The 19,347-nt window shown below is 38.2% G+C and carries 18 protein-coding genes, 1 pseudogene and 1 riboswitch; of the genes and pseudogenes, 5 read left to right on the top strand and 14 right to left on the bottom strand.

Annotated elements, in window-relative coordinates; genetic code table 11:
* Window positions 1-151: 151 nt before the first annotated feature.
* Window positions 152-1,153, bottom strand: a complete 1,002-nt coding sequence (locus ACXAD1_RS02335; RefSeq protein WP_474909345.1) for an NAD(P)H-dependent glycerol-3-phosphate dehydrogenase — start codon at window positions 1,151-1,153, stop codon at window positions 152-154.
* A gap of 256 nt (window positions 1,154-1,409) precedes the next feature.
* Window positions 1,410-1,949, bottom strand: coding sequence for a GNAT family N-acetyltransferase (locus tag ACXAD1_RS02330; protein ID WP_474909344.1), 540 nt, complete (start codon window positions 1,947-1,949; stop codon window positions 1,410-1,412).
* A gap of 177 nt (window positions 1,950-2,126) precedes the next feature.
* Between ACXAD1_RS02330 and ACXAD1_RS02325 the strand changes: the two genes are divergently transcribed.
* Window positions 2,127-2,549, top strand: coding sequence for a hypothetical protein (locus ACXAD1_RS02325; protein ID WP_474909343.1), 423 nt, complete (start codon window positions 2,127-2,129; stop codon window positions 2,547-2,549).
* A gap of 86 nt (window positions 2,550-2,635) precedes the next feature.
* On the opposite strand, the gene ACXAD1_RS02320 is transcribed toward ACXAD1_RS02325, so the two are convergent.
* On the bottom strand, window positions 2,636-3,175 hold the full coding sequence (locus tag ACXAD1_RS02320) for a helicase (protein ID WP_474909342.1): 540 nt from the start codon (window positions 3,173-3,175) through the stop codon (window positions 2,636-2,638).
* A 216-nt stretch (window positions 3,176-3,391) separates the two neighbouring features.
* Here ACXAD1_RS02320 and ACXAD1_RS02315 point away from each other — a divergent pair, with 216 nt between their 5' ends.
* Window positions 3,392-3,946 carry a DUF3231 family protein gene (locus tag ACXAD1_RS02315; RefSeq protein WP_474909341.1) on the top strand — a complete coding sequence of 185 codons (555 nt, stop codon included), beginning with the start codon at window positions 3,392-3,394 and terminating at the stop codon, window positions 3,944-3,946.
* 249 nt (window positions 3,947-4,195) lie between these two features.
* Here the strand turns inward: ACXAD1_RS02315 and ACXAD1_RS02310 are convergent, their stop codons facing one another.
* The 3 genes from ACXAD1_RS02310 to ACXAD1_RS02300 all read right to left on the bottom strand — a co-directional run bounded on the left by ACXAD1_RS02310 (window position 4,196) and on the right by ACXAD1_RS02300 (window position 7,372).
* Entirely contained in the window at window positions 4,196-4,486 is a 291-nt protein-coding gene (locus tag ACXAD1_RS02310) for an RNA polymerase alpha subunit C-terminal domain-containing protein (protein ID WP_474909340.1), read from the bottom strand.
* Window positions 4,487-4,629: 143 nt separating this feature from the next.
* Window positions 4,630-6,711, bottom strand: coding sequence for a sensor histidine kinase (locus tag ACXAD1_RS02305; RefSeq protein WP_474909339.1), 2,082 nt, complete (start codon window positions 6,709-6,711; stop codon window positions 4,630-4,632).
* A complete protein-coding gene (locus ACXAD1_RS02300; protein WP_370224487.1) occupies window positions 6,686-7,372 on the bottom strand; it encodes a response regulator transcription factor in 687 nt (228 codons plus the stop codon). Before ACXAD1_RS02300 ends, ACXAD1_RS02305 begins: the two co-directional genes overlap by 26 nt.
* A 358-nt stretch (window positions 7,373-7,730) precedes the next feature.
* Here ACXAD1_RS02300 and ACXAD1_RS02295 point away from each other — a divergent pair, with 358 nt between their 5' ends.
* Window positions 7,731-8,276 (top strand): CHAP domain-containing protein, encoded by a 546-nt coding sequence (locus ACXAD1_RS02295; protein ID WP_206845741.1) that lies wholly within the window; start codon window positions 7,731-7,733, stop codon window positions 8,274-8,276.
* A gap of 387 nt (window positions 8,277-8,663) precedes the next feature.
* Here ACXAD1_RS02295 and ACXAD1_RS02290 read toward each other — a convergent pair whose 3' ends face one another.
* The 7 genes and pseudogenes from ACXAD1_RS02290 to azlC all read right to left on the bottom strand — a co-directional run bounded on the left by ACXAD1_RS02290 (window position 8,664) and on the right by azlC (window position 14,968).
* On the bottom strand, window positions 8,664-10,373 hold the full coding sequence (locus ACXAD1_RS02290) for an NAD-dependent malic enzyme (protein WP_474909338.1): 1,710 nt from the start codon (window positions 10,371-10,373) through the stop codon (window positions 8,664-8,666).
* A 163-nt stretch (window positions 10,374-10,536) separates the two neighbouring features.
* A pseudogene (locus ACXAD1_RS02285) lies at window positions 10,537-10,693 on the bottom strand (2-hydroxycarboxylate transporter family protein); the annotation flags it as partial.
* 185 nt (window positions 10,694-10,878) lie between these two features.
* Window positions 10,879-11,835, bottom strand: coding sequence for an ATP-grasp domain-containing protein (locus tag ACXAD1_RS02280; protein ID WP_474909337.1), 957 nt, complete (start codon window positions 11,833-11,835; stop codon window positions 10,879-10,881).
* A 15-nt stretch (window positions 11,836-11,850) separates the two neighbouring features.
* Complete coding sequence (locus ACXAD1_RS02275; RefSeq protein ID WP_474909336.1) at window positions 11,851-12,900, bottom strand: LLM class flavin-dependent oxidoreductase; 1,050 nt, start codon at window positions 12,898-12,900, stop codon at window positions 11,851-11,853.
* Between the two features lie 110 nt (window positions 12,901-13,010).
* Window positions 13,011-13,114, bottom strand: a riboswitch (SAM riboswitch).
* A 319-nt stretch (window positions 13,115-13,433) separates the two neighbouring features.
* Entirely contained in the window at window positions 13,434-13,889 is a 456-nt protein-coding gene (locus ACXAD1_RS02270; protein ID WP_474909335.1) for a PaaI family thioesterase, read from the bottom strand.
* Window positions 13,890-13,925: 36 nt separating this feature from the next.
* A complete protein-coding gene (locus ACXAD1_RS02265) occupies window positions 13,926-14,258 on the bottom strand; it encodes a branched-chain amino acid transporter permease (protein WP_474909334.1) in 333 nt (110 codons plus the stop codon).
* Window positions 14,255-14,968: an azaleucine resistance protein AzlC gene (gene azlC, locus ACXAD1_RS02260; RefSeq protein ID WP_474909333.1), complete on the bottom strand. Its 714-nt coding sequence runs from the start codon at window positions 14,966-14,968 to the stop codon at window positions 14,255-14,257. The genes ACXAD1_RS02265 and azlC overlap by 4 nt, the downstream gene beginning before the upstream one ends.
* 231 nt (window positions 14,969-15,199) lie before the next feature.
* On the opposite strand from azlC, the gene ACXAD1_RS02255 reads away from it, so the two are divergent.
* Window positions 15,200-16,582, top strand: coding sequence for an aminotransferase-like domain-containing protein (locus tag ACXAD1_RS02255; protein ID WP_474909332.1), 1,383 nt, complete (start codon window positions 15,200-15,202; stop codon window positions 16,580-16,582).
* 112 nt (window positions 16,583-16,694) lie between these two features.
* Window positions 16,695-18,257 (top strand): alkaline phosphatase family protein, encoded by a 1,563-nt coding sequence (locus ACXAD1_RS02250; protein ID WP_474909331.1) that lies wholly within the window; start codon window positions 16,695-16,697, stop codon window positions 18,255-18,257.
* 105 nt (window positions 18,258-18,362) lie between these two features.
* Here ACXAD1_RS02250 and ACXAD1_RS02245 read toward each other — a convergent pair whose 3' ends face one another.
* Window positions 18,363-19,346 (bottom strand): ABC transporter permease, encoded by a 984-nt coding sequence (locus ACXAD1_RS02245; RefSeq protein ID WP_474911280.1) that lies wholly within the window; start codon window positions 19,344-19,346, stop codon window positions 18,363-18,365.
* Between the last annotated feature and the right edge of the window lies 1 nt (window position 19,347).

Raw genomic sequence — 19,347 nt, 5'->3', positions numbered from 1 at the left:
TTTGTCTCCTTTCAAAATACCAAAATATACTAAATTTATTTATTCAACAAAAAAACCTTGCTTCCTGCATCAAGTAAGGAGTTTATACTTAATTTATACAACTTTTATTGAACAAATCTGCCCCGTTTTGAATAAGTCATCTTTTATTTTTTTATTTAAATTCAAATTTTACTGGTCTTAAGAGTAGGTTCTCTAATATTTCTTTTGCATCTTTATTTTCAAATAAAATCTCATATAATGCGTTACAAATCGGAAGTTCAACCTCATACTGTCTAGATATTTCCTTTATGGCCTTTATTGTTGAAACACCCTCTGCCAGTTTTCCAAACCTTTCTCCTTCAACATAAGATTGTCCAAATTTTCTATTGTTGCTATGTATTGAGAAAAGTGTTGCTTCATAATCACCTAAATGACTTAAACCATAAATCGTTAAATCATTCCCACCCATTATACTTACTAGACGAGAAATTTCTCTTGTTCCTCTAGCCATAAGTGATCCTTTTAGGCTGCTATAATTTAATCCATCTAACATACCAGCTGCAATTCCTATAACATTTTTCGTTGCAGCACCAATTTCATTTCCAATAAGATCCTGACCATAATAGAACCTAATTAAATCACTATTAAGTTCCTGTACAATCTTTTTAGTAATGTCAAAATTCTCTGAACCAATAACCATACAATTAGGAATTTTATTTACGTACTCCTGTACATGTCCTGGACCTACCCATACTGCTACATTCACATTTCTTCCAAGCTCCTCGCTAAACACTTGCGAGAGTCTTTTTCCACTAGAGGCCTCTAGTCCTTTCATACATAAAATGAATGTTTTGTTTTGCGATTCTTTTATTGAATTTAGTTGCTTAGCAAATGACCTTAATTCTTGAGCACTGATTGAAATGATAATTAGTTCCGCAAATGATATGGATTTATCTAATGAACTGCATAATTCAATTGTATCTGGCAGTGAGAGATATTCATTTTTTCTAGTTTCATTTAATCCAGCCAAACTTTTTGAAGTTTCTCTCCCCCATAGCATTACATCATGACCAATTTTATTGGCATACCAAGCCATAAATGTGCCCCATCGACCACATCCTAAAACAGAAACTCTCATCTTTATCTCCCTTATCCTTATTATTTCTTTATTCATTTTTAATGTCATTTAAAAAAGAATGACCACTAATGAACCAGACACTAATAATTTAATTCGACTACACAAACGTAATTCCTTTTTAAACTAAACCTGCCCCGTTAGTTAAGCAAGAAAAAAAGCCGCCTTAAACGGCAGCTGGATCTTAAAATAACGCACTCGTTACTTTAAGTGTAAATCTTTACAAACTTATTCATCGTAATATATAACTGTTGTGAAATCACCATCTCACTGTAATAAAGCATAAAATATACATCTAAAACTTTATTATGGAGTACACTTTTAAATCCTTATGTTCCCCTTTAACATACATTACCTTTCTGCTTATACCTTCGAAAGACATACCTAATTTTTTCATAACACTCTCTGAACCCTTGTTTTCTAAGAAGCATCTCGCCTGTATACGAACTAAGTTCATACTGTCGAAACCAAAAAAAATGATTGCCCTTGCTGCTTCGGTAATTAGCCTTTTGCCCCAGTATTCTTTAGATAAAACATATCCAATTTCAGCACTTTTGTGTTCTGGCTGCCACCAAACAAAGTGAACTGTTCCAATAAATTTACCATTTTCTTTAAGCTCAATCCCCCAAAGAGCATCATATTGAGGTAAAAACGTATTGATAAACACAATTGTATCTGATAATGAAGAATGCGTATCCCAAGTTACATATCTCGTTACTTCTTCATTCGAAGCATATAAATACATATCTTCTGCATCATCTAATGTGATCTTTCGAAGGATGAGACGTTCCGTTTCTATTTTAGGTACATCAGCAAACTTTTCTAAAATATTCATGAATCCACCACTTTACAAAATATTATCAACTGATAATAAGTTTATCATTTTTTAAAATTATGTATTTAATTAAACGGCGACGTTTGTATGGAAAGGAATGAATGCGTAATACTTCGTAAATCAAGAGGGCATACTCTAATAATAAATCTTAAAATAACACACAGATGAGGTGATAATATGATTCGTAAGGGACTATTTTTATTTGTTGTTATTCTGTTTCAATTTAACTTATCAATTGTAAACGCCCAGGAAAATAATATTGTTAAGCTTCTTGATATTAAAAAGGATCAAATAATAAAAACAACTCCAACAAATTCTACCGTTCAATTAGAAACTGAAAAAATAATTAAAGGCATTGATGGTATTGTGAAAAAATTCAAGCCTATTCCAAACCAGGGCTATATGGTTAAAATCCCTTTAGAACCGCCTTACCTTATAGAGAATAAATGGATAAACACTTTAATTGATGAAATTATCATAATAATTCCTAATGAGGAGGATCCTTATTTGGTTACCTTTGATGACGAAAACAATCCTTATTTTTTTACCTTTAAAACAAAAATTGATGCGTTATTGAATACTTTAGACTTCTCCCTTTAAGAGAACTTAATGCACTTTTTAAAGTAATCCGCCCCATAGTACCTAAGATAATTCATTTTTAGATCGAAAAAATATCCCTCTTAAATCTAAGTTTGACAAAAGATAAAATGATCATTTGGATTCCAAACGTGCAGATCATCTGCATTGTATCCTCTCAGCCACAACACGCCGTTAATTCTTCTAAGATAAAAGCCTTTTGGAAAATCATCTTCTTCAGATAGTTTCTCCGAGGCTATTGTGATTGATCCTGATGGAGCTTGATTCCTCTGTAAAGGTTTCCCCGAATAACCCTCAGGCTGATCCAGATATTCCAGTCTTAAATAAGGTCCCAGTTCAAGCGGACACAATTCCAAACCTAATTTGCTCGCTTTTTTAAAGATTTGAGCCGTAGTAGCTCCATCTGAGAAGCCAAGATTGCCTACCGTTAGTTCTATGGTACGAAGGTTGTACTTTGCATCAGAGCTAGTAAATTTATTATCAGCTATTAGTTTTTCTCCATACTCATTCATCAAGATAGAGTACTTTTGCAATTTCTGGATGAGCTGCGATTTCGTGAGTCCACCAACTTCTATTTTTCTGGTAATAACTGAACAATTAGGGTATATTTTCCCATTTTCAAAACGCATTCGTTGTCACTCCTAACATATTGGTACATAGATCGTAACGATACAATGGACTACATCTTAATATTCTGCAATTGCCAATAAATTTCCTTGTTGGACTAACCTGCCCCGTAAGTCAATTAAGATAAGCCACCTGATTTATATCGTTCACCTTTTGAATAGTTATTCTTATGAAACAAACAATAAGAGTAATTAAGCTAAAAAATCAGGAGGGATCACATGCTAAATGTATGGGAAACAGTTATGGATACCATGAAATCGATGACAGATCAAGATGAAGATCAACCTCTTCATGTAGGAGAAGTGATGGCATGCTGGATTTACTTAGCAGGCCTTGAATTAGCAAAAGTTTCTGTTCAAGCAGGTATAAATACCACGACGGATAATGAATTAAAAGCAATACTTGAAGAAGACATGAAACTAGGGAACAGTCAGAGGGAACGACTTCATGATTTTATGATTAAGGAAGGAATTACATTGCCTTCTGCCCCTGAAGACATGCCAAAATCAGACCCTAACACTGTTCCTCTCGGTGTAAAATTAACAGATGATGTAATTGCAAATGAATTATCTTTAAAAATTATTAGCTTAATTATGCGTGCTGCCAGTACTGCTTCAGAATCGATTCGTACTGATGTAGGTATTTTGTTTATTCAGTTTCAAGCAGAAAAATTAGCTTTCGCAGCTAGATTAAAACATTTAATGCGCAAACGCGGATGGATTAAAGTCCCGCCTTTTTACGTCCCACCTGGTTCTCAACAACCATTAGGCTAAAAATTCTCCAGTGCTGCTAAGTGAGTGATAAAGGTAAATATTAAGCAGAGCAAAAACAATCAAATGCAACTTAAAGATTACATAAACATAACGATAAAAGTAGAAAAAACGCCAAAACCCATAATCGGAGAATTGGCGTTTTTATTTTATGTAAAATTTTCTATTATTTATGAAATGAACCTGTCCCGTGAATTTAAAAGAAACCAGCTGCCTGATTAGAAGCTGATCATAAAGCCTGTCAGGCAGTTCTTATTTTTTAAATGATAACCCTTCTTCTTTTAAGAAAGATCTCATAATGGGTAAGGAAGCCGGTCCAATACCATGAATTTTTAATATTTCTTTTTCAGTGTACTTTGATAGTTTTCTCAAAGTGTCTATTCCTTCGTGAACCAATGCATTCCTTGCAGGGGCACTGAGGTTCGAAAGGAAGCCACTTTTAGGCTTATTCTCTTTATCACAGGCAGGGCAGCTTTTACACTCACTACTTTTGTAAAACTTATGTCCCTTTTCACAAACCCTTAAACTTTTATTTACTGTCAAAATAATTCCTCCAAACAAATTCTGACCCAGTATTATATATTATTATATTGTATATCAGTTATATAAACTCGGCAAAATTATGAATGCCATTATTCAACAAACCTGTCCCGTTTGTCCAAAAGGAAAAAGCCGCCTTAAAATGATCATTCATTACCAGGATTATGTTTCGGGAGAGAGATTATAGCCTTAAATAAGTCTCCGTCAATTTGTATGTTGAATTTCCCTTTTTGTATTTCAATCAGGCTTTTCGCAATGGACAGTCCCAATCCGCTGCCTTGGCTGGATCTGGATTCATCGCCTCTTTTAAAACGCTCCATTAATTCGTCTGCTGAGATATTTAACTCAGAAGCTGAGATGTTTTTGAAGGTAAGGAGGATTTCACTGCCTAATTCCTCAATAGAAATATATACCCTTGAGCTTTTGAGGGCATAATTAAATATATTTGATAATAAATTCTCGATGGACCTCCACAATAATTTCCCATCTGCTCTAATATAGACTTTCTCCGGCGGATAACTCAGCTTAATATCTAAATCCAGTAATTCAATCTTATCATTCACTTCCCCTAGCCCCTGGGTTATTAAAGACACGACATCTATTTTTTCAAAATGAACTGGAATATTTCCGCTGGACGCCTTTGTTGCTTCAAATAAATCTTCTGCCAGTATTTTTAGCCTTTTTGACTTTTGATCCAGTACTTCAATGTAACCTTCTGCCTTCGATGAATCCTTTTCAAATTTCAATAAGTCAACATAAGTAATAATGGAAGTTAAGGGGTTTCGAATATCATGCGATACATTGGTGATTAGCTCTGTTTTCAACCGCTCACTTTTTAGTTCGTTATCCACCGCTTTTTTTAATCCATCCGTGATGCTGTTGATGTTGGCAGCAAGCCTGCTGAATTCTCCTTTTTCGCCTGCTTCAATACGGTGATGAAGGTTCCCTTCCTTAATTCTCTCTACCCCGCTCTGTATAGAGTTAAAGGTCTTGATTTTCTTAAAGGCAAACCAGGCAGCCAGGCCAATCGTTACCGGAAACATGAAGAACGTTAAAGCAATCACTATTGGATAACCGATGACAAGCAGTACTGTCTTTACGCCGGTGCTTCCGCTTTGATATACATCTCCTATAAATTTAACCAGTTTGTGGATCAATGTATAAATTAATGTATGTCTGATAAGCGTTCTATTTTTGAAATGCTTTATGAGTGATAGAATCAGCACGAATCCCAGAGCGGCAAAAGGGATCGTAATAGGTGTGATCATTTTTTCTATATTCTCAAACACATCATCCACTAAAGCAACCCAAAATACTATAAGCATAATACATAATACGATATTGATGTCATTGTATAATTTATCTGCCGGATGAAAATGCAGCTCTTGATCCTTAAAAGACTTTCTGCCTGCTATAAGCACAAGGTAAAAGAATGAAAGAATAAATCCAGCCAGGAATCCAAATACTTGATATACATTTTTTCCAGCAATGGCTTTGTTTTCTTGCCACTCTTCTGTTTTAAGATCCAGCAAATCTTCCGGAAAAGCAACATACACAACTGTGGTTCCTGAATTCAGTTCATCCATTTGCTCAGTAATTACATGCAAATGTTCATTTTCTTCCGTTTCTTTTGGATAAAACTCTCGATTGTATTCCTCGAAAAGCATATAAGAAGGGTAGCTTTCAAACTGTTCTTTTTCGGTCTTTGCACTGTTTTTAAACACATTTGTCCCATCACTGGCATAAAACATGAGCTCTGAATCCTCTATATTCTGCAAAAGCAAATGAAATTCTCTTAAATCCTCCCTGATCAGCTGGTCCTTTTCCTGAGAGAGTGTCTCTGCGTACTCTTCTTCAAACCGTTTGAAATTTTCTTCTTCACTTAATTCAGGATTATAGCTTCTGGATTGGTTCCGAAATTCTGAATATAAATTCTCTTCAACACTTCTCCATTCATCCTGGCTGATTGTTTTGCCGCTTAAAATATGTTCCTCATTCTTATATTCCCCTAATAGTCTTGTGAGATCACCGATGAGAGCTTCATTTTCCAGCACAAATGCCCTGCTCTCTAAATAATTGTCTTCTAACACGCTGCTGAATTGACCATCATTTACGACCTCTACCTCAACAATGGCTCGAATGGCCCCCGTAAAACAGATGACGGCTATGATAAAGACAATGAATTTCGTCATGACAGAATGACTATATCTTTTCAACTTTATATCCAACTCCCCACACCACCTTCAAATATTTTGGCTCTTTCGGATTTATCTCTATTTTTTCTCTAATTTTCCTGATATGAACGGTTACTGTATTTTCAGGACTAAAGGATTTTTCATTCCATATCTTTTCATAGATCTCTTCAATGGAGAAAACTCTTCCGGCATTTGCTGTCAGAAGTTTTAAGATCTTATATTGTACGGGTGTCAGATGGACCTCCTTCCCATCGATCGAAACTGTTCTCCTTTCATCATCAATCATAAGTCCCCCCGTCTGATATACATTGCTTCTTGTTTCAAGACTTCCAAATGTCGTATATCGTCTCAGCTGTGATTTAACCCTTGCAATTAACTCCAGGGGATTAAATGGCTTGCTTATGTAGTCATCTGCTCCCAAATTTAAGCCTAAAATTTTATCCGAATCCTCCGATTTGGCAGAAAGCATGATTAATGGGATATTGTTTTCTTCTCTAATCTTCATGGTAGCTCTAATCCCATCCATCTTGGGCATCATAATATCCATGATAACAAGATGAATCTCATGATCTCTGATTACCTCAATGGCTTCTTCTCCATTAAATGCTTTATGTATTTTATAGCCTTCGTTTTCTAAATAGATGCCTATCGCATCTACAATGGCTTTATCATCATCACAAACCAATATGTTCATGAAAATTCACTCCCAAAAATGATTTCAATATAAGTACCATCCCTTTATTATTCCTGTTAATAGAATAATATCAGTTAAATCTTAACAAACACTTTATGCAATTCTTAAGATTTTCTTAGTGTTTTAAAAAAAACAGCAATAAACCGGCCAGCTATATGGTTATTATCAGAAAAGAGATAAGCTCAATTAACCTTTCAGGCACAGCTGCTATCCTGGTGTATGAGGCGTTGCCCCAGCAGGATTTCCGCATGAATAAACCATCTTCCGCGCTGGAAGATGGTTTATTTGATTCCGTTTTTTACTCCACAGGAATAAACTGGTGGTATAGTAACTCTACACCGTTAAGGAGGTCTATGATGTGGCTGATGTATCTTGTGTCATTCAAATAGCCGAAGCAGAAGTTGGTTATCTTGAAAAAGCAAGTATCAGTAACCTTGATGACAAAACCGCTAATGCTGGCACCAATAATTACACTAAGTATGCACGAGACTTAGATGCAATCAGCGGATTTTATAAAGGTTCAAAGCAGGGATTGGCCTGGTGCGACGTATTCGTTGATTGGTGCTTCGTTCAGGCATACGGTGTCGATGAAGCAAAAAGGCTTTTGTGCCATGGAGTGCTTGGGGCTCGGTGCCCAAATTCCGCTGAGTATTTCAATAACAATGGGCAATTTTATACGTCCAGTCCTAAAATTGGTGATCAAATTTTCTTTGGTACAAGCATTTCGAGTGCTCATCACACAGGAATCGTTTATGCGGTTGATTCCAAGTATGTTTATACAATCGAAGGCAATACTTCAGGTGCTTCCAGCATGATTTCTAACGGAGGAGGTGTTTGCAAGAAGTATTATTTTTTGTCTAATTCAAAGATTGCCGGTTATGGAAGGCCAGCTTTTGATCAATAGCAGTTACTTAGGCTGAAGATATAGAAAAGTGCCAGTCTTTTTCTAAACGAAAGTTACTCTCCAGAGCTTGGTAATATTTACTCTGACTCCTCAAATCCAGGCAGCGGTTTGAGAAAGTCCCATAAACAAACAAAAGCCCTTTTGGGTTTACAAAGGGCTAAATACTTATAAAGTAAATGATTTAAAACCCTACTAAACCTACCTTGGGTCAAGACATCACTTTTAGTTTGATATCCAGACACTGAGCCGGCAAAAAGCGCGAAAAGATAAATGATATCAAACCGCAACTGTTAGAAAATCTCTAACAATTGAGATGCAGTTTCATACAGCCTTGTTAAGAGAATCAACCATTACCAGGGGCACCGGGCATATATTCTTAATATCCAATCAGGTTTTAAAACTTGCCCAATTACCGACACTCTTAAATTCTTTATACTCCGGTTCCCACACTGCATCTGCCACAGCTTTTGCCGAATCCGTAATGTCTGCTCTTGCAATTCCTTCTTCTATCGCGGCTTTCGCTACTTCAACACCCACATAGATAGAGACATCATGCAATTTTTCAATCGGAGGGAGCAGGGACGCTCCTTGCTGGCTGGTGTCGGTCAGCTTAGCAACAGCATTGGCAGCTGCAGCAAACATACCTTTTGAAATTATTTCAGCTTTGGCAACGATGGCTCCAAGCCCGAGACCAGGGAATACAAATGCGTTGTTTGACTGCCCAATGTTATAGGAAACACCGTTGTATTCCACATTAGCAAATGGACTTCCCGTTGCAATCAGAGCCTTGCCGTCTGTCCATTTGATCAGGTCCTCCGGGACTGCTTCAGCCAGGGCAGTTGGGTTGGACATCGGCATGATGATTGGCCGCTCCACATGCCTGGCCATTTCCTTGATAATTTCCTCAGAAAAGGCACCTGCCTGGCCGGATGTACCGATCAGGATTGTTGGCTTCACCCTCTGCACAACTTCCATTAATGAAATGATTCCGTCCTCATTCCTGTCCCAGCTCTTCACTTCATCCGATTTCCTTACATAAGGCTTTTGAAACTTCAGGACATCCGGTGTGTCATCTGTCAATAAACCCCGGTAATCAATAGCCCAGAAGCGGTCATAGGCTTCTTCTCTCGTCAGCCCTTCAAGAGCCATGGCATCTGCGATTTGGTCAGCATTGCCGATTCCGGCAGCCCCTGGCCCGAAGACAACGATTCGCTGGTCCTTCATGGAAGTTCCAGTTACCTTTAAAGCAGACATAACAGCAGCAAGGGTCACCGCTCCTGTTCCCTGAATGTCATCGTTGAAGGTCAGGATTTTGTCACCGTACTTGTCAATAATATTTCGAGCATTCACATTGCCAAGATCCTCCCAGTGAAGAAGAACCTCCGGGAAAAACTTCCTTGCTGTCTGTATGAACTGATCTATGAATTCATCATAACGATCACCGCGAACACGGGAGAATTTGTTGCCAATATAAATAGGATCGGCAATCAGCTCCTGATTATTTGTACCAACATCCAGCACAACCGGCAGGACCCGGCTTGGATCAATACCGGCAGCGGCTGTGTATACAGCAAGTTTGCCAATCGCAATATTGATGCCGCCTACCCCCTGGTCCCCAATGCCTAAAATGCTTTCAGAGTCCGTAACAACAATTAAATCAATGCCATTTTTAGGCTGGCCCAGGTTTTGAAACGCCTTTTCAATCCCAGCTGGATCATCAATCGAAAGATATAATCCGCCAGGGCGACGGTAGCTGTGAGAGTAGGTCTGGATCGCTTCGCCGACAGTCGGTGTATAGATGATTGGGAGCATTTCTGCTAGGTGGTCTTTCAAAAGCCGGTAAAACAGAACAACATTGCGGTTATATAAGTCATATAGAACCCCGTTTTTGAAAAGATCCGTGGTGCGCATAGAGTATTGCTCATACACCCTTTCTGCCTGTTCATCAAGCGTCAGAACATGAGGCGGCAGCAGGCCGTCAAGTCCAAGCTCTTCCCTTTCCTCTTTGGTAAAAGCAGTTCCTTTATTTAAAAAAGGATTTGAGAGAATGTCTTTTCCTTTTAATGTGGTAATAATGACATTATCAGGAATATTCATGGAAATTCCTTCTTTCTTTCTTAGATTTGCTATGCAAATTTCCCCCTGTTTATGTTAATGACCCTGACTATTTCCCACTAGGTTTTTTAACTAAAGTACCCTATTTTGTAACTAAAAAAACAGGCAATTAAAGCCGCTGCCTGTTTTTTCTTTTCTTTACAAATCAGTTAAAAAGCTTTAGCAGCATGATGGCAAGGATGACTGTAGATGCTCCTCCAAGTCGTGTGGATACCTGTGCGAAAGGCATGAGAGACATTCGGTTGGAAGCAGAAAGGATTGCAACGTCTCCTGTTCCTCCTAGTCCGCTTATGGCAGCCTGCCCCCAAATACACTTTCATATCATTCGACAAACTTAGTCCAACTATTATTATAGTATAGGAAACATGCAGGAGAGTTTTTGTAATTAAAAAAGTGTTCATTTATAGGCTTTTAGTATATAAGAATGTTTACGAAACTAGCAGCCTCCCAAATTTTAAATGGACCTGCAGATGCAGGTCCACTCAAATTAAACGGCAGCTGATGCTGCGTATTTTTCTTCCAAGGTCTTCTTTAATAATGAAGCTAATTCGAGCATGCCATATTTTCCGGCTTTTGCTTCTGCATCCGAATTATAGTTTGTGTTTGTATTAATATCATAAGTGTAAATGTCACCTTCAGCATTTCTAATAAATTCAATTCCAGCAACTTGAATATCATTCCTGGCCAGAACGTCTTTATATTTTTCTAAAATTTCGTCCTCAAAACCTTCAATGATCTGGAACTTAGGCTTTTCTTCAACCTCTTCTCCGACCGGGCAGAATAAGTCGCCAATCTGGCATGCGTCCGCCGGGCAAAGTTCAAATCCTTCAGAAGTATCAACCCTTACAGCATAAACAAAGTTGCCTCCTACAAATTCACAGCGGGTGATATAGCTTTCAGGAGATTGAATGTATTCCTGAATAAGGGTAATGCCATCAACAGGCTCTTCGAAGGAAGGTCCCTCCACATAAGCTTTTAGAGCATCAATACTATGGAATAATTGAACACCCAGGCCTTTTCCGGCTCGGTTATGCTTCGTGATAAACGGCTGTCCCGCAAACGTCTCGGCTGCCTTAATAATGTGTTTTTTTCCAACCGCTGCAATCGTTTTTGGAGTCCTGACACCAGACTTGTTTAACTCCAAGTACTGCAGGACCTTGCTAACTTCCAGCTTTAAAGCGCTCGTTCCATTTAGAACAGTACGGCCATGTGCTTCAAGCCACGCCAATACTTGTCCGGAAAATTCAGCTGCAAAGCGATGATCACGGGTATGAGATGAAGCACTCATCCGGCTATAGAAAATTCCTTCCGGCGGTTCTGCCGATAAATCCAGCGTTCCTTCGTCTAAATGCCATTCTTCATAAGGAACACCCAGTTCCTCCAGCCTTTTTGTCAAATGGACTGTCCACTCACTATTTTCATGTATTACATATACCTTGCTCATTATTCAGGCCCCTTTCTAGCTCTTTATTAAACTGCGTCTTTGTTCCACTAATGGCATTACTGTCTTTGCAAAGCGTTCCATTTCCTCCAGCTGAGGTGAGAATTGCAATAATAGCAAGTCCAGGTCAGCTTCTTCAAATTGCAGGATTCGATCAGCAATTTGCTCTGGTGTTCCTATTAAGTTTGGCCGCAGACCTCTATTGGAGACAGAGTAATCCTGCAGCTGAATCTGCTGCTCTAATTGTGACTTTGTCGTGAAGTCCTTAAAGCCAGCGTATCCGCTGGAATCCTTCACAGTCGTGATTTTTTCAAGCTCAGCAAGAGCCTCTTCTTCTGTTTCACGGCAAATAACATACGCAGCCATTCCGAAAGAACTGAATGGCGCATTCCCCGTTTGTTCACGCCGTCCCTTCATTTCTCCTATTTTCAGGTCAATCTCTTCAACCGTTCCGCCGTGCATGACATAAGCATCACATTTTTCTGCAATGGCCTGCTTGCCTTTTTCGCTTTCACCGCCTGCATAAAGAATGGGGTTAGGTCGTTGAACAGGCTTCGGTGCAAGCTTCGTTTCTTTTAAGTCGTAAAATTGGCCAGAAAAGCTGAAGGTATCTTCTGTCCATAAGCCTTTCAGAACATCAATGAACTCCTCGGTGCGGGCATAACGCTCATCATGTTCTGTAAAAATACCACCATATTGACGGGCTTCTTCAGCCCACCAGGCAGAAACAACATTAAGAGTAAAGCGGCCGCTGCTGATTTGATCAATATTGGCTGCCATTTTTGCTGCTACAGCAGGATTATGAAAACCAGGACGGATCGCCGTCATGATTTCAATTTTTTCCGTCACGGCTGCAAGTGCGGCTGCCGTGGACCAGGCTTCAAGAGAATCATGGTCCGGTCCTTTAATATCATTTAAATATAATTCAGCTATTAATGTAGTCGAGTACCCCCATTTTTCAGCCGACTGAATGACGTTTTTAGCGTATTCAAAGGTTGGCGGCATCTTTTCGTCATCTACATTTCGCAGCCAGCCTCCAAAAATCGGCAACCAGAAACCATATTTCATTTTTCTTCTCTCCTCTTGCATTTTTAAATATCTACTTTTCGCATAACTTAAGTTGGATTTATAAACAATTAAAAAACTCTCCTCCTTAGAAGAGAGTTTTATCAACCCTCTTCTCATCTTTCAAGCGATGCGCTTGCTGGAATTGGCACAGTATTCATCAGAACCTGCTGCCGAGGCTTCAAAGGGCCAGTCCCTCCACCTCTCTGGATAAGAAGAAAAATATTCAATTTTTTAATTATTTAAAGCGATAATAATTTAAATTCACCCAATTGTCAATCAATTATTTCTGAACTCTAAATATTTTTAATAAGTTAATGAATATTCCCTTTAAATCAGTTCTTCAACTTACTTATCTCCTTATTAAATAAGATGGCAGCTAGTTCTTTGAGTAGCCCCTCTAGTTCAAGTACAATATTTCATAATCTTTCTTGTGGCATATATTCGAAAGAAATCAACAGCCTTAATTTCAATAACCTATTGTTTAATAGAAAAAGCTGCCATAAGGACAGCTTTGACCAATAACCATTTGCCATTTAAACTTGTTGATCAATTTCAATAAAATAATGATCCTTACGGTAAGAAACGGCCTCCATTGTGGCGATTAAATTCTCTTCATGCAGGATTTCAATTCTATAAAATCCAGTTCGAAAATTTCGTCTTACTTCTTTTGCACGGGCAACTATTCTTTCTCCTGGTTTAGCTGCTTCCATAAATTGAATGGTTGTTGACAGACCTACTGAGGTTTTTCCATATGCATTACATGCTACTGAAAAAGCATGATCGGCTAAAGCATATATGACTGCACCATGTACAGTTCCGTATGCATTTACCATATGGCTTTGTATTTCTAACATTGCTTCAGCAAAACCAGCTTCAAATTTTGTCAACTGGATGCCTAATGACTGTGCATACGGATCGTTCTTTACTTGCTGGTAAATCTGTTCGCGGTAGTTTTCATAAATTTGATGCTCATCAATTTTCTTCTTCACAAATACCTTCCCCTTTATCCGATGGTTTCTACTTGATTAAAACACGAATTGAACCAATATCATGTATGCCATCGTTCCCCCTGCTATGGAGAGGAGCATGCTTTTCTTCCAAACATGAAGAAGCACCACGATCGCCACTCCTAAAAATTCCGGGATACCATATGTTCCTGCTAGTAAACTTACATCTTTAAAACAATAAATAACCAGAAGACCTATTACGGCGGAAGGCAGCACTCTGCCCAGATATTGAATATAATTAGGGGTGGATTTACCTGATGGAAAAACAATGAATGGGAGAAACCTTGTAAACATTGTCCCTAAAACCACCATTGCAATTGTAATCATCTGCTGTGTTAAATCCATTGTCATAAGGCACTAACCTCAACTTTATCCATTGACTTTCTAAGCAAGGACAGCAGCCCAAGAATGCCAATCATAGCTGGAATAATAAAATGTGTACCGCCAAAAATGATAAGGCATAAAATTGAAATCCCAAGACCGGCAAGAGCGCTTTGGTGCCTATCGTCCTTCATCCACTGTTCAATAAAAATGACTACAAAAAGAGCAGTCATAACAAACTCTAATCCTTCCGTATTAAATTTGACGTAAGACCCAAAAATCCCCCCAATTGCAGAACCAATAACCCAATAAAAATGATTGAATAAAGTCACAAAGAACATAAACCAGCCTCTATCAATACTTTTCGGAATGAGAACGGTACTATTAATCGCAAACGATTCATCGCATAGCCCGTATATCATGTAAAGCTTTTTCTTCCCAACACCCCTGTATTTCTCCAGCATGGAAATGCCATAAAATAAATGTCGTGCATTTACCATTAATGTTAAAAGTAATGCATTGATTGGATTGAAGGATAATAGTAAGAAATTTGCTGCTACAAATTCCATGGATCCTGCAAATATTAATAGACTCATTAAAATTGGATAAATGGCATTAAAACCTAGTGAATTCATAAAGATTCCATAGGCAATCCCCAAGAAAATGAACCCAGCCATAATTGGGATAGTATAGGGGAAAGCTGAACGACATGCATTCCATATTTTGGCTCCTCTTTTCATGTGCCTCAACTCCTAAATGGTAACTGTATTTCATTTTTAACATAAAAAATCCATACAATGAATGATATTATTGTATGGATTACAATTCTCTCTTTTCATTAGCATTTCTCATAAGATAGAATGTGGTAACTATATTTAACCTTATATCAGCATAGGCTTATATAATATAATTTTAGACAAAAATACATACAATGTACGGTGTTTGATGTAAAACATTAGAGGAGGTGCAGCATGCCAGTAAATTCATTTGATGATTACCCAATGTCATGGAAACCTGATAAGAACGCTTTAAAGCGTCCTTTTTATAAATCTCTTGCCTCATTACTTGAACAGGACATTATAAATGCGTTTGTAGCTCCTGGGACTAAATTGCCTCCTCAGCGTGAATTGGCAGACTTTCTTGACTTAAATTTCACCACCATAACACGAGCCTACAAAATATGTGAAACAAAGGGATTAATTTATGCAGTTACAGGAAGCGGGACCTTTGTTGCGCCAAACGCCTCCAGATCAGTAACCATTTCCAAGGATAAAGCTGCAAACCTTATTGAACTAGGATTTGTAGCATCCTTTGAGCAGACCAATGCTATGATAAAAGATACTATTCAAAAGGTTATTGACAAAAGGTATTTTGTGCAGCTGCTCAATTACAATGATCCCACTGGAATTCCACATCAAAAGACGGCAGCTCTTAATTGGATGGAATCTTTCGGCATACAGTCTGATCAAGAACATGTTGCGATTGTTTCTGGTGCCCAAAATGCTCTGGCTATTACGTTGGCTGCATTATTTGAGCCTGGCAATAGAATTGCAACTGATTTATTCACGTATTCAAATTTCATTGAGTTAGCAAAATTACTCCATATTAAGCTAATACCTATAATCGGAGATCAGTTTGGAATGCTGCCTGACGAACTTGACAAGCAATGTTCTCAAATTAATATTCACGGCATTTTCCTAATGCCTTCGTGTACTAATCCTACAACAGTAATAATTCCTGATTTCCGAAAGCAAGACTTAGCTGAAGTGATTCGTAAACATCGATTAATATTGATTGAAGATGATATTCATGCCTTTCTAACGGCAGGTTTTATTACCGGTTACGGGCAGCCCATGTTCAATTTACTTCCGGAACAAAGCGTTTATATTTGTGGAACCTCTAAGTCAATCTGCTCTGGATTACGAGTTGCCTATATGGTCTATGGGGATGCATTACGCGAGAAAATTTCTCAGGCTATTTTTAACATCAATGTAAAAACCTCTTCTTTTGATGCAGAGGTAATTACAGAGCTTATTTTATCCGGGAAGGCACATGAAATTGTGGCTGAAAAGAAACAGTTAGCACAAGCAGCAAATGATATTTATTCGGAATTTTTCCCTTCAGATGGTGGACATCCATTAAGTTTTTATCGTTGGCTTTCAATTCAGGGTCAAAATAATACATTGCAGCTGGAAGCAGATTTGAAAGAACGGGGGATTCGGGTTTTACATTCTGATCGTTTTTTAAGCGGGCAGACCATACGTGATAAATATTTGCGAATTGCTCTTTCTTCTACCAATTCATTAGATGACTTAAGATTTGGTTTGAAGATTTTAAAACAGTATCTAAATTAATAACCGCAATAAACTCACAATTTGAGTCAAATGAATATCTTTCAATAAACTGAGCATGATAATTTTGATCAAAATCCTTGTTAGGACTATCTCAAAGAGCAGGTGAAATTTATTGACTCGATTGCTTCTTTTTATTAGCATATCTATTCTTGTAATAGTCTGCACCAGCTGTGGTAATAAAGCAGATGAACAGGAAAAGAAAGTATCTGTTATTCAAACAGAAAGTCAGACCTCACCTAAAATTATACTTCTTGTTATCGATTCACTTATGGATGAGCCGTTAAAGAATGCTATCCAGGAGAAGAATGCCCCTGCTCTTGCCTTCTTTTTAAAACACGGCCAATATAGTAAAAATTTAGTAAGTTCCTATCCAACCATGTCTGTTACAATCGACAGCTCTTTAATAACTGGTACTTACCCGGATCAAAGTAAGATTCCTGGACTTGTTTGGTTTGATAATAATGAGAAGCAAATCAACACTTATGGGAATGGTATGTTTGAAATTATGAAACTCGGGGTTTCCCGATTTGCTGATAATATCATGCATCAATATAATAATGTTGACCTCAGTCCAAATGTAAGAACTATACATGAAGATCTGAACAATTTAAAAAAAGATTCAGCATCCATTAACGCATTTATTTATCGGGGAAATTATCATCATACCCTTAAAGTTCCAAAGTTGATAACAAAAGTGAGCAATCTGCCTGAGGAATACGAAACCCTTGGACCAAAAATACTGTCTTTAGGGGCATTTATACGCCAGGACCCAAAGAATAATCACATTGTCAATCGTATAGGACTTAATGATGCCTTCGCGGTTCAAGAATTAAAATATCTATTGGAAAATAATATTCTTCCTGAATTTACAATCCTGTACATCTCAGAAAATGACTTTACTGTACATAGGAAAGGTCCAGATACAACAAAAGGAATTGAAAAACTTGATAAGCATCTCCAGGAGGTCCTGAATATTTTTCCAAAATGGGAAGATGCCCTAAATAATAACATTTGGGTTATCATTGGAGACAGTAATCAGTCGTCTGTCAATGAACGAAAAAAAGAGGCACTAATAGATTTACAAGAAATCCTTTCTAAATACAGAATTTTAAAGCTCGGTAAGCCTGTTTCAGAAGACGATCAAATTGTCATTACAGCAAATGAACGGATGGCCTATATCTATAAAATTAACGAGAGTGTTTCTGTAAAAAATATCGCAGGAAAATTGCAAACTGACCCTCGGATTGCCTGGATTGCAAGGAAAGAAAAAGAGATGATACATGTGATATCCGGAGATCATAAGGAGTCCTTTATTTTTAAACCAGGCGGGACCTATAAGGATATTTATAATCAAGCCTGGACTATTAAAGGAAATACCTCCATTCTCGATTTATCCTTAAAGGACAAGAATATTCATTATGGGGATTATCCTGATGGATTAGCAAGGTTATATGGAGCTATGCAGTCTCAGGAAGGTGAATTTCTTGTTGTTGATGCAAAACCCGGATTTGAATTCATTGGAGAAAGTTCACCTGAACATTCCGGCGGCGGTGCCCATGGTTCAATGCATAAAGAGGATTCACTAATCCCCATCATTGTTACAGGAACCAATAAAAGTATCGATCAGCTGCGGATTGTAGATTTAAAAAAATGGATTTTGGATTTTTGGAATTAATTAGTTTCCATGCCTCGCACACAAGTATAAAGCCCTCAGAACTTGAGGGCTCATTTTTATATTTATATTAGTACTTTTGTATAAAGCAAGTAAATTAACGTTATTTTAATACATATCCTTCTGAGTAAAATTCCAAAACGCCACAGCAAGACAGGCGGCCGTCCAAACCCCGAGCACGGTCAGCGAAAACGGCAGGGACATCCCTTCAATCGGCGGTGCCTGGCCTTCCAAGTAGTTAATCAGATCAAAGTTTAAGTTCACTAAAAACTTGGAGCTCGTCCAGCTCGAGCCGATAGAAGATAGCAGAGTGCCTGCGATTAACACAGCCATCATCGCCCCTATTCCAGTCGCTGTATTTTTCACCAGAACTGATATCATAAGGCTTATGGTTCCAACAACCGCTGTTACTACCCAGGCAAGGCCAACTGACATCAGCAGGTATTCCCACATCGGCAGTGTATGGATGTATTCCGTTGAAAATTCACCAGATGCAGAAGCTTGAAATCCGGTTAAAATAGGTGCGGTCCATCCATCATATCCGAGCACGATTCCTGAAACCCCATAACAGACAATCACGGTTGCCGCCATCAGCATGGAAGTATACAGTAAAACCGTCAGCCATTTAGCCATCAGGATTCTCCATCTTTTAACCGGCCGGGACAGTAATGTTTTGATGGTGCCATCATTATATTCCCCGCTCACAATATCAGCCATGATAATAATAATGAATAAAGGCAGGACAAGTGTGACCCCCTGTGAGAAAAAGATGCGGATAAACGTAGGGGCTCCAGGATAGTTCGGGTTGATATCGTTGTCCAGATAATACTGCTTCTGCTTCAGATCAAATTCAAGGAACTGTCTGAAATCGTCCTGTATTCCACTCGATGCGAGCCGATTTTGCCGATCGACAATCTCCTGCTGAAGCTCCACCCGCCAGTCCAGGGTGCCCTGCTTTTCTATTTTCTCCTGTATCTCCCTGTATTGTGCATATGTAAACATCGAGACCAGAATGACTAATATAACGCTGACAACCGCCAGGCGTTTTTTGGAAGCAATTTTCATCACTTCATTACGAATCAGTCCAACCATA

This window comes from Cytobacillus sp. ABV4_503 (genome assembly GCF_056158445.1).
This window is presented reverse-complemented; position numbering and strand designations above follow the sequence as displayed.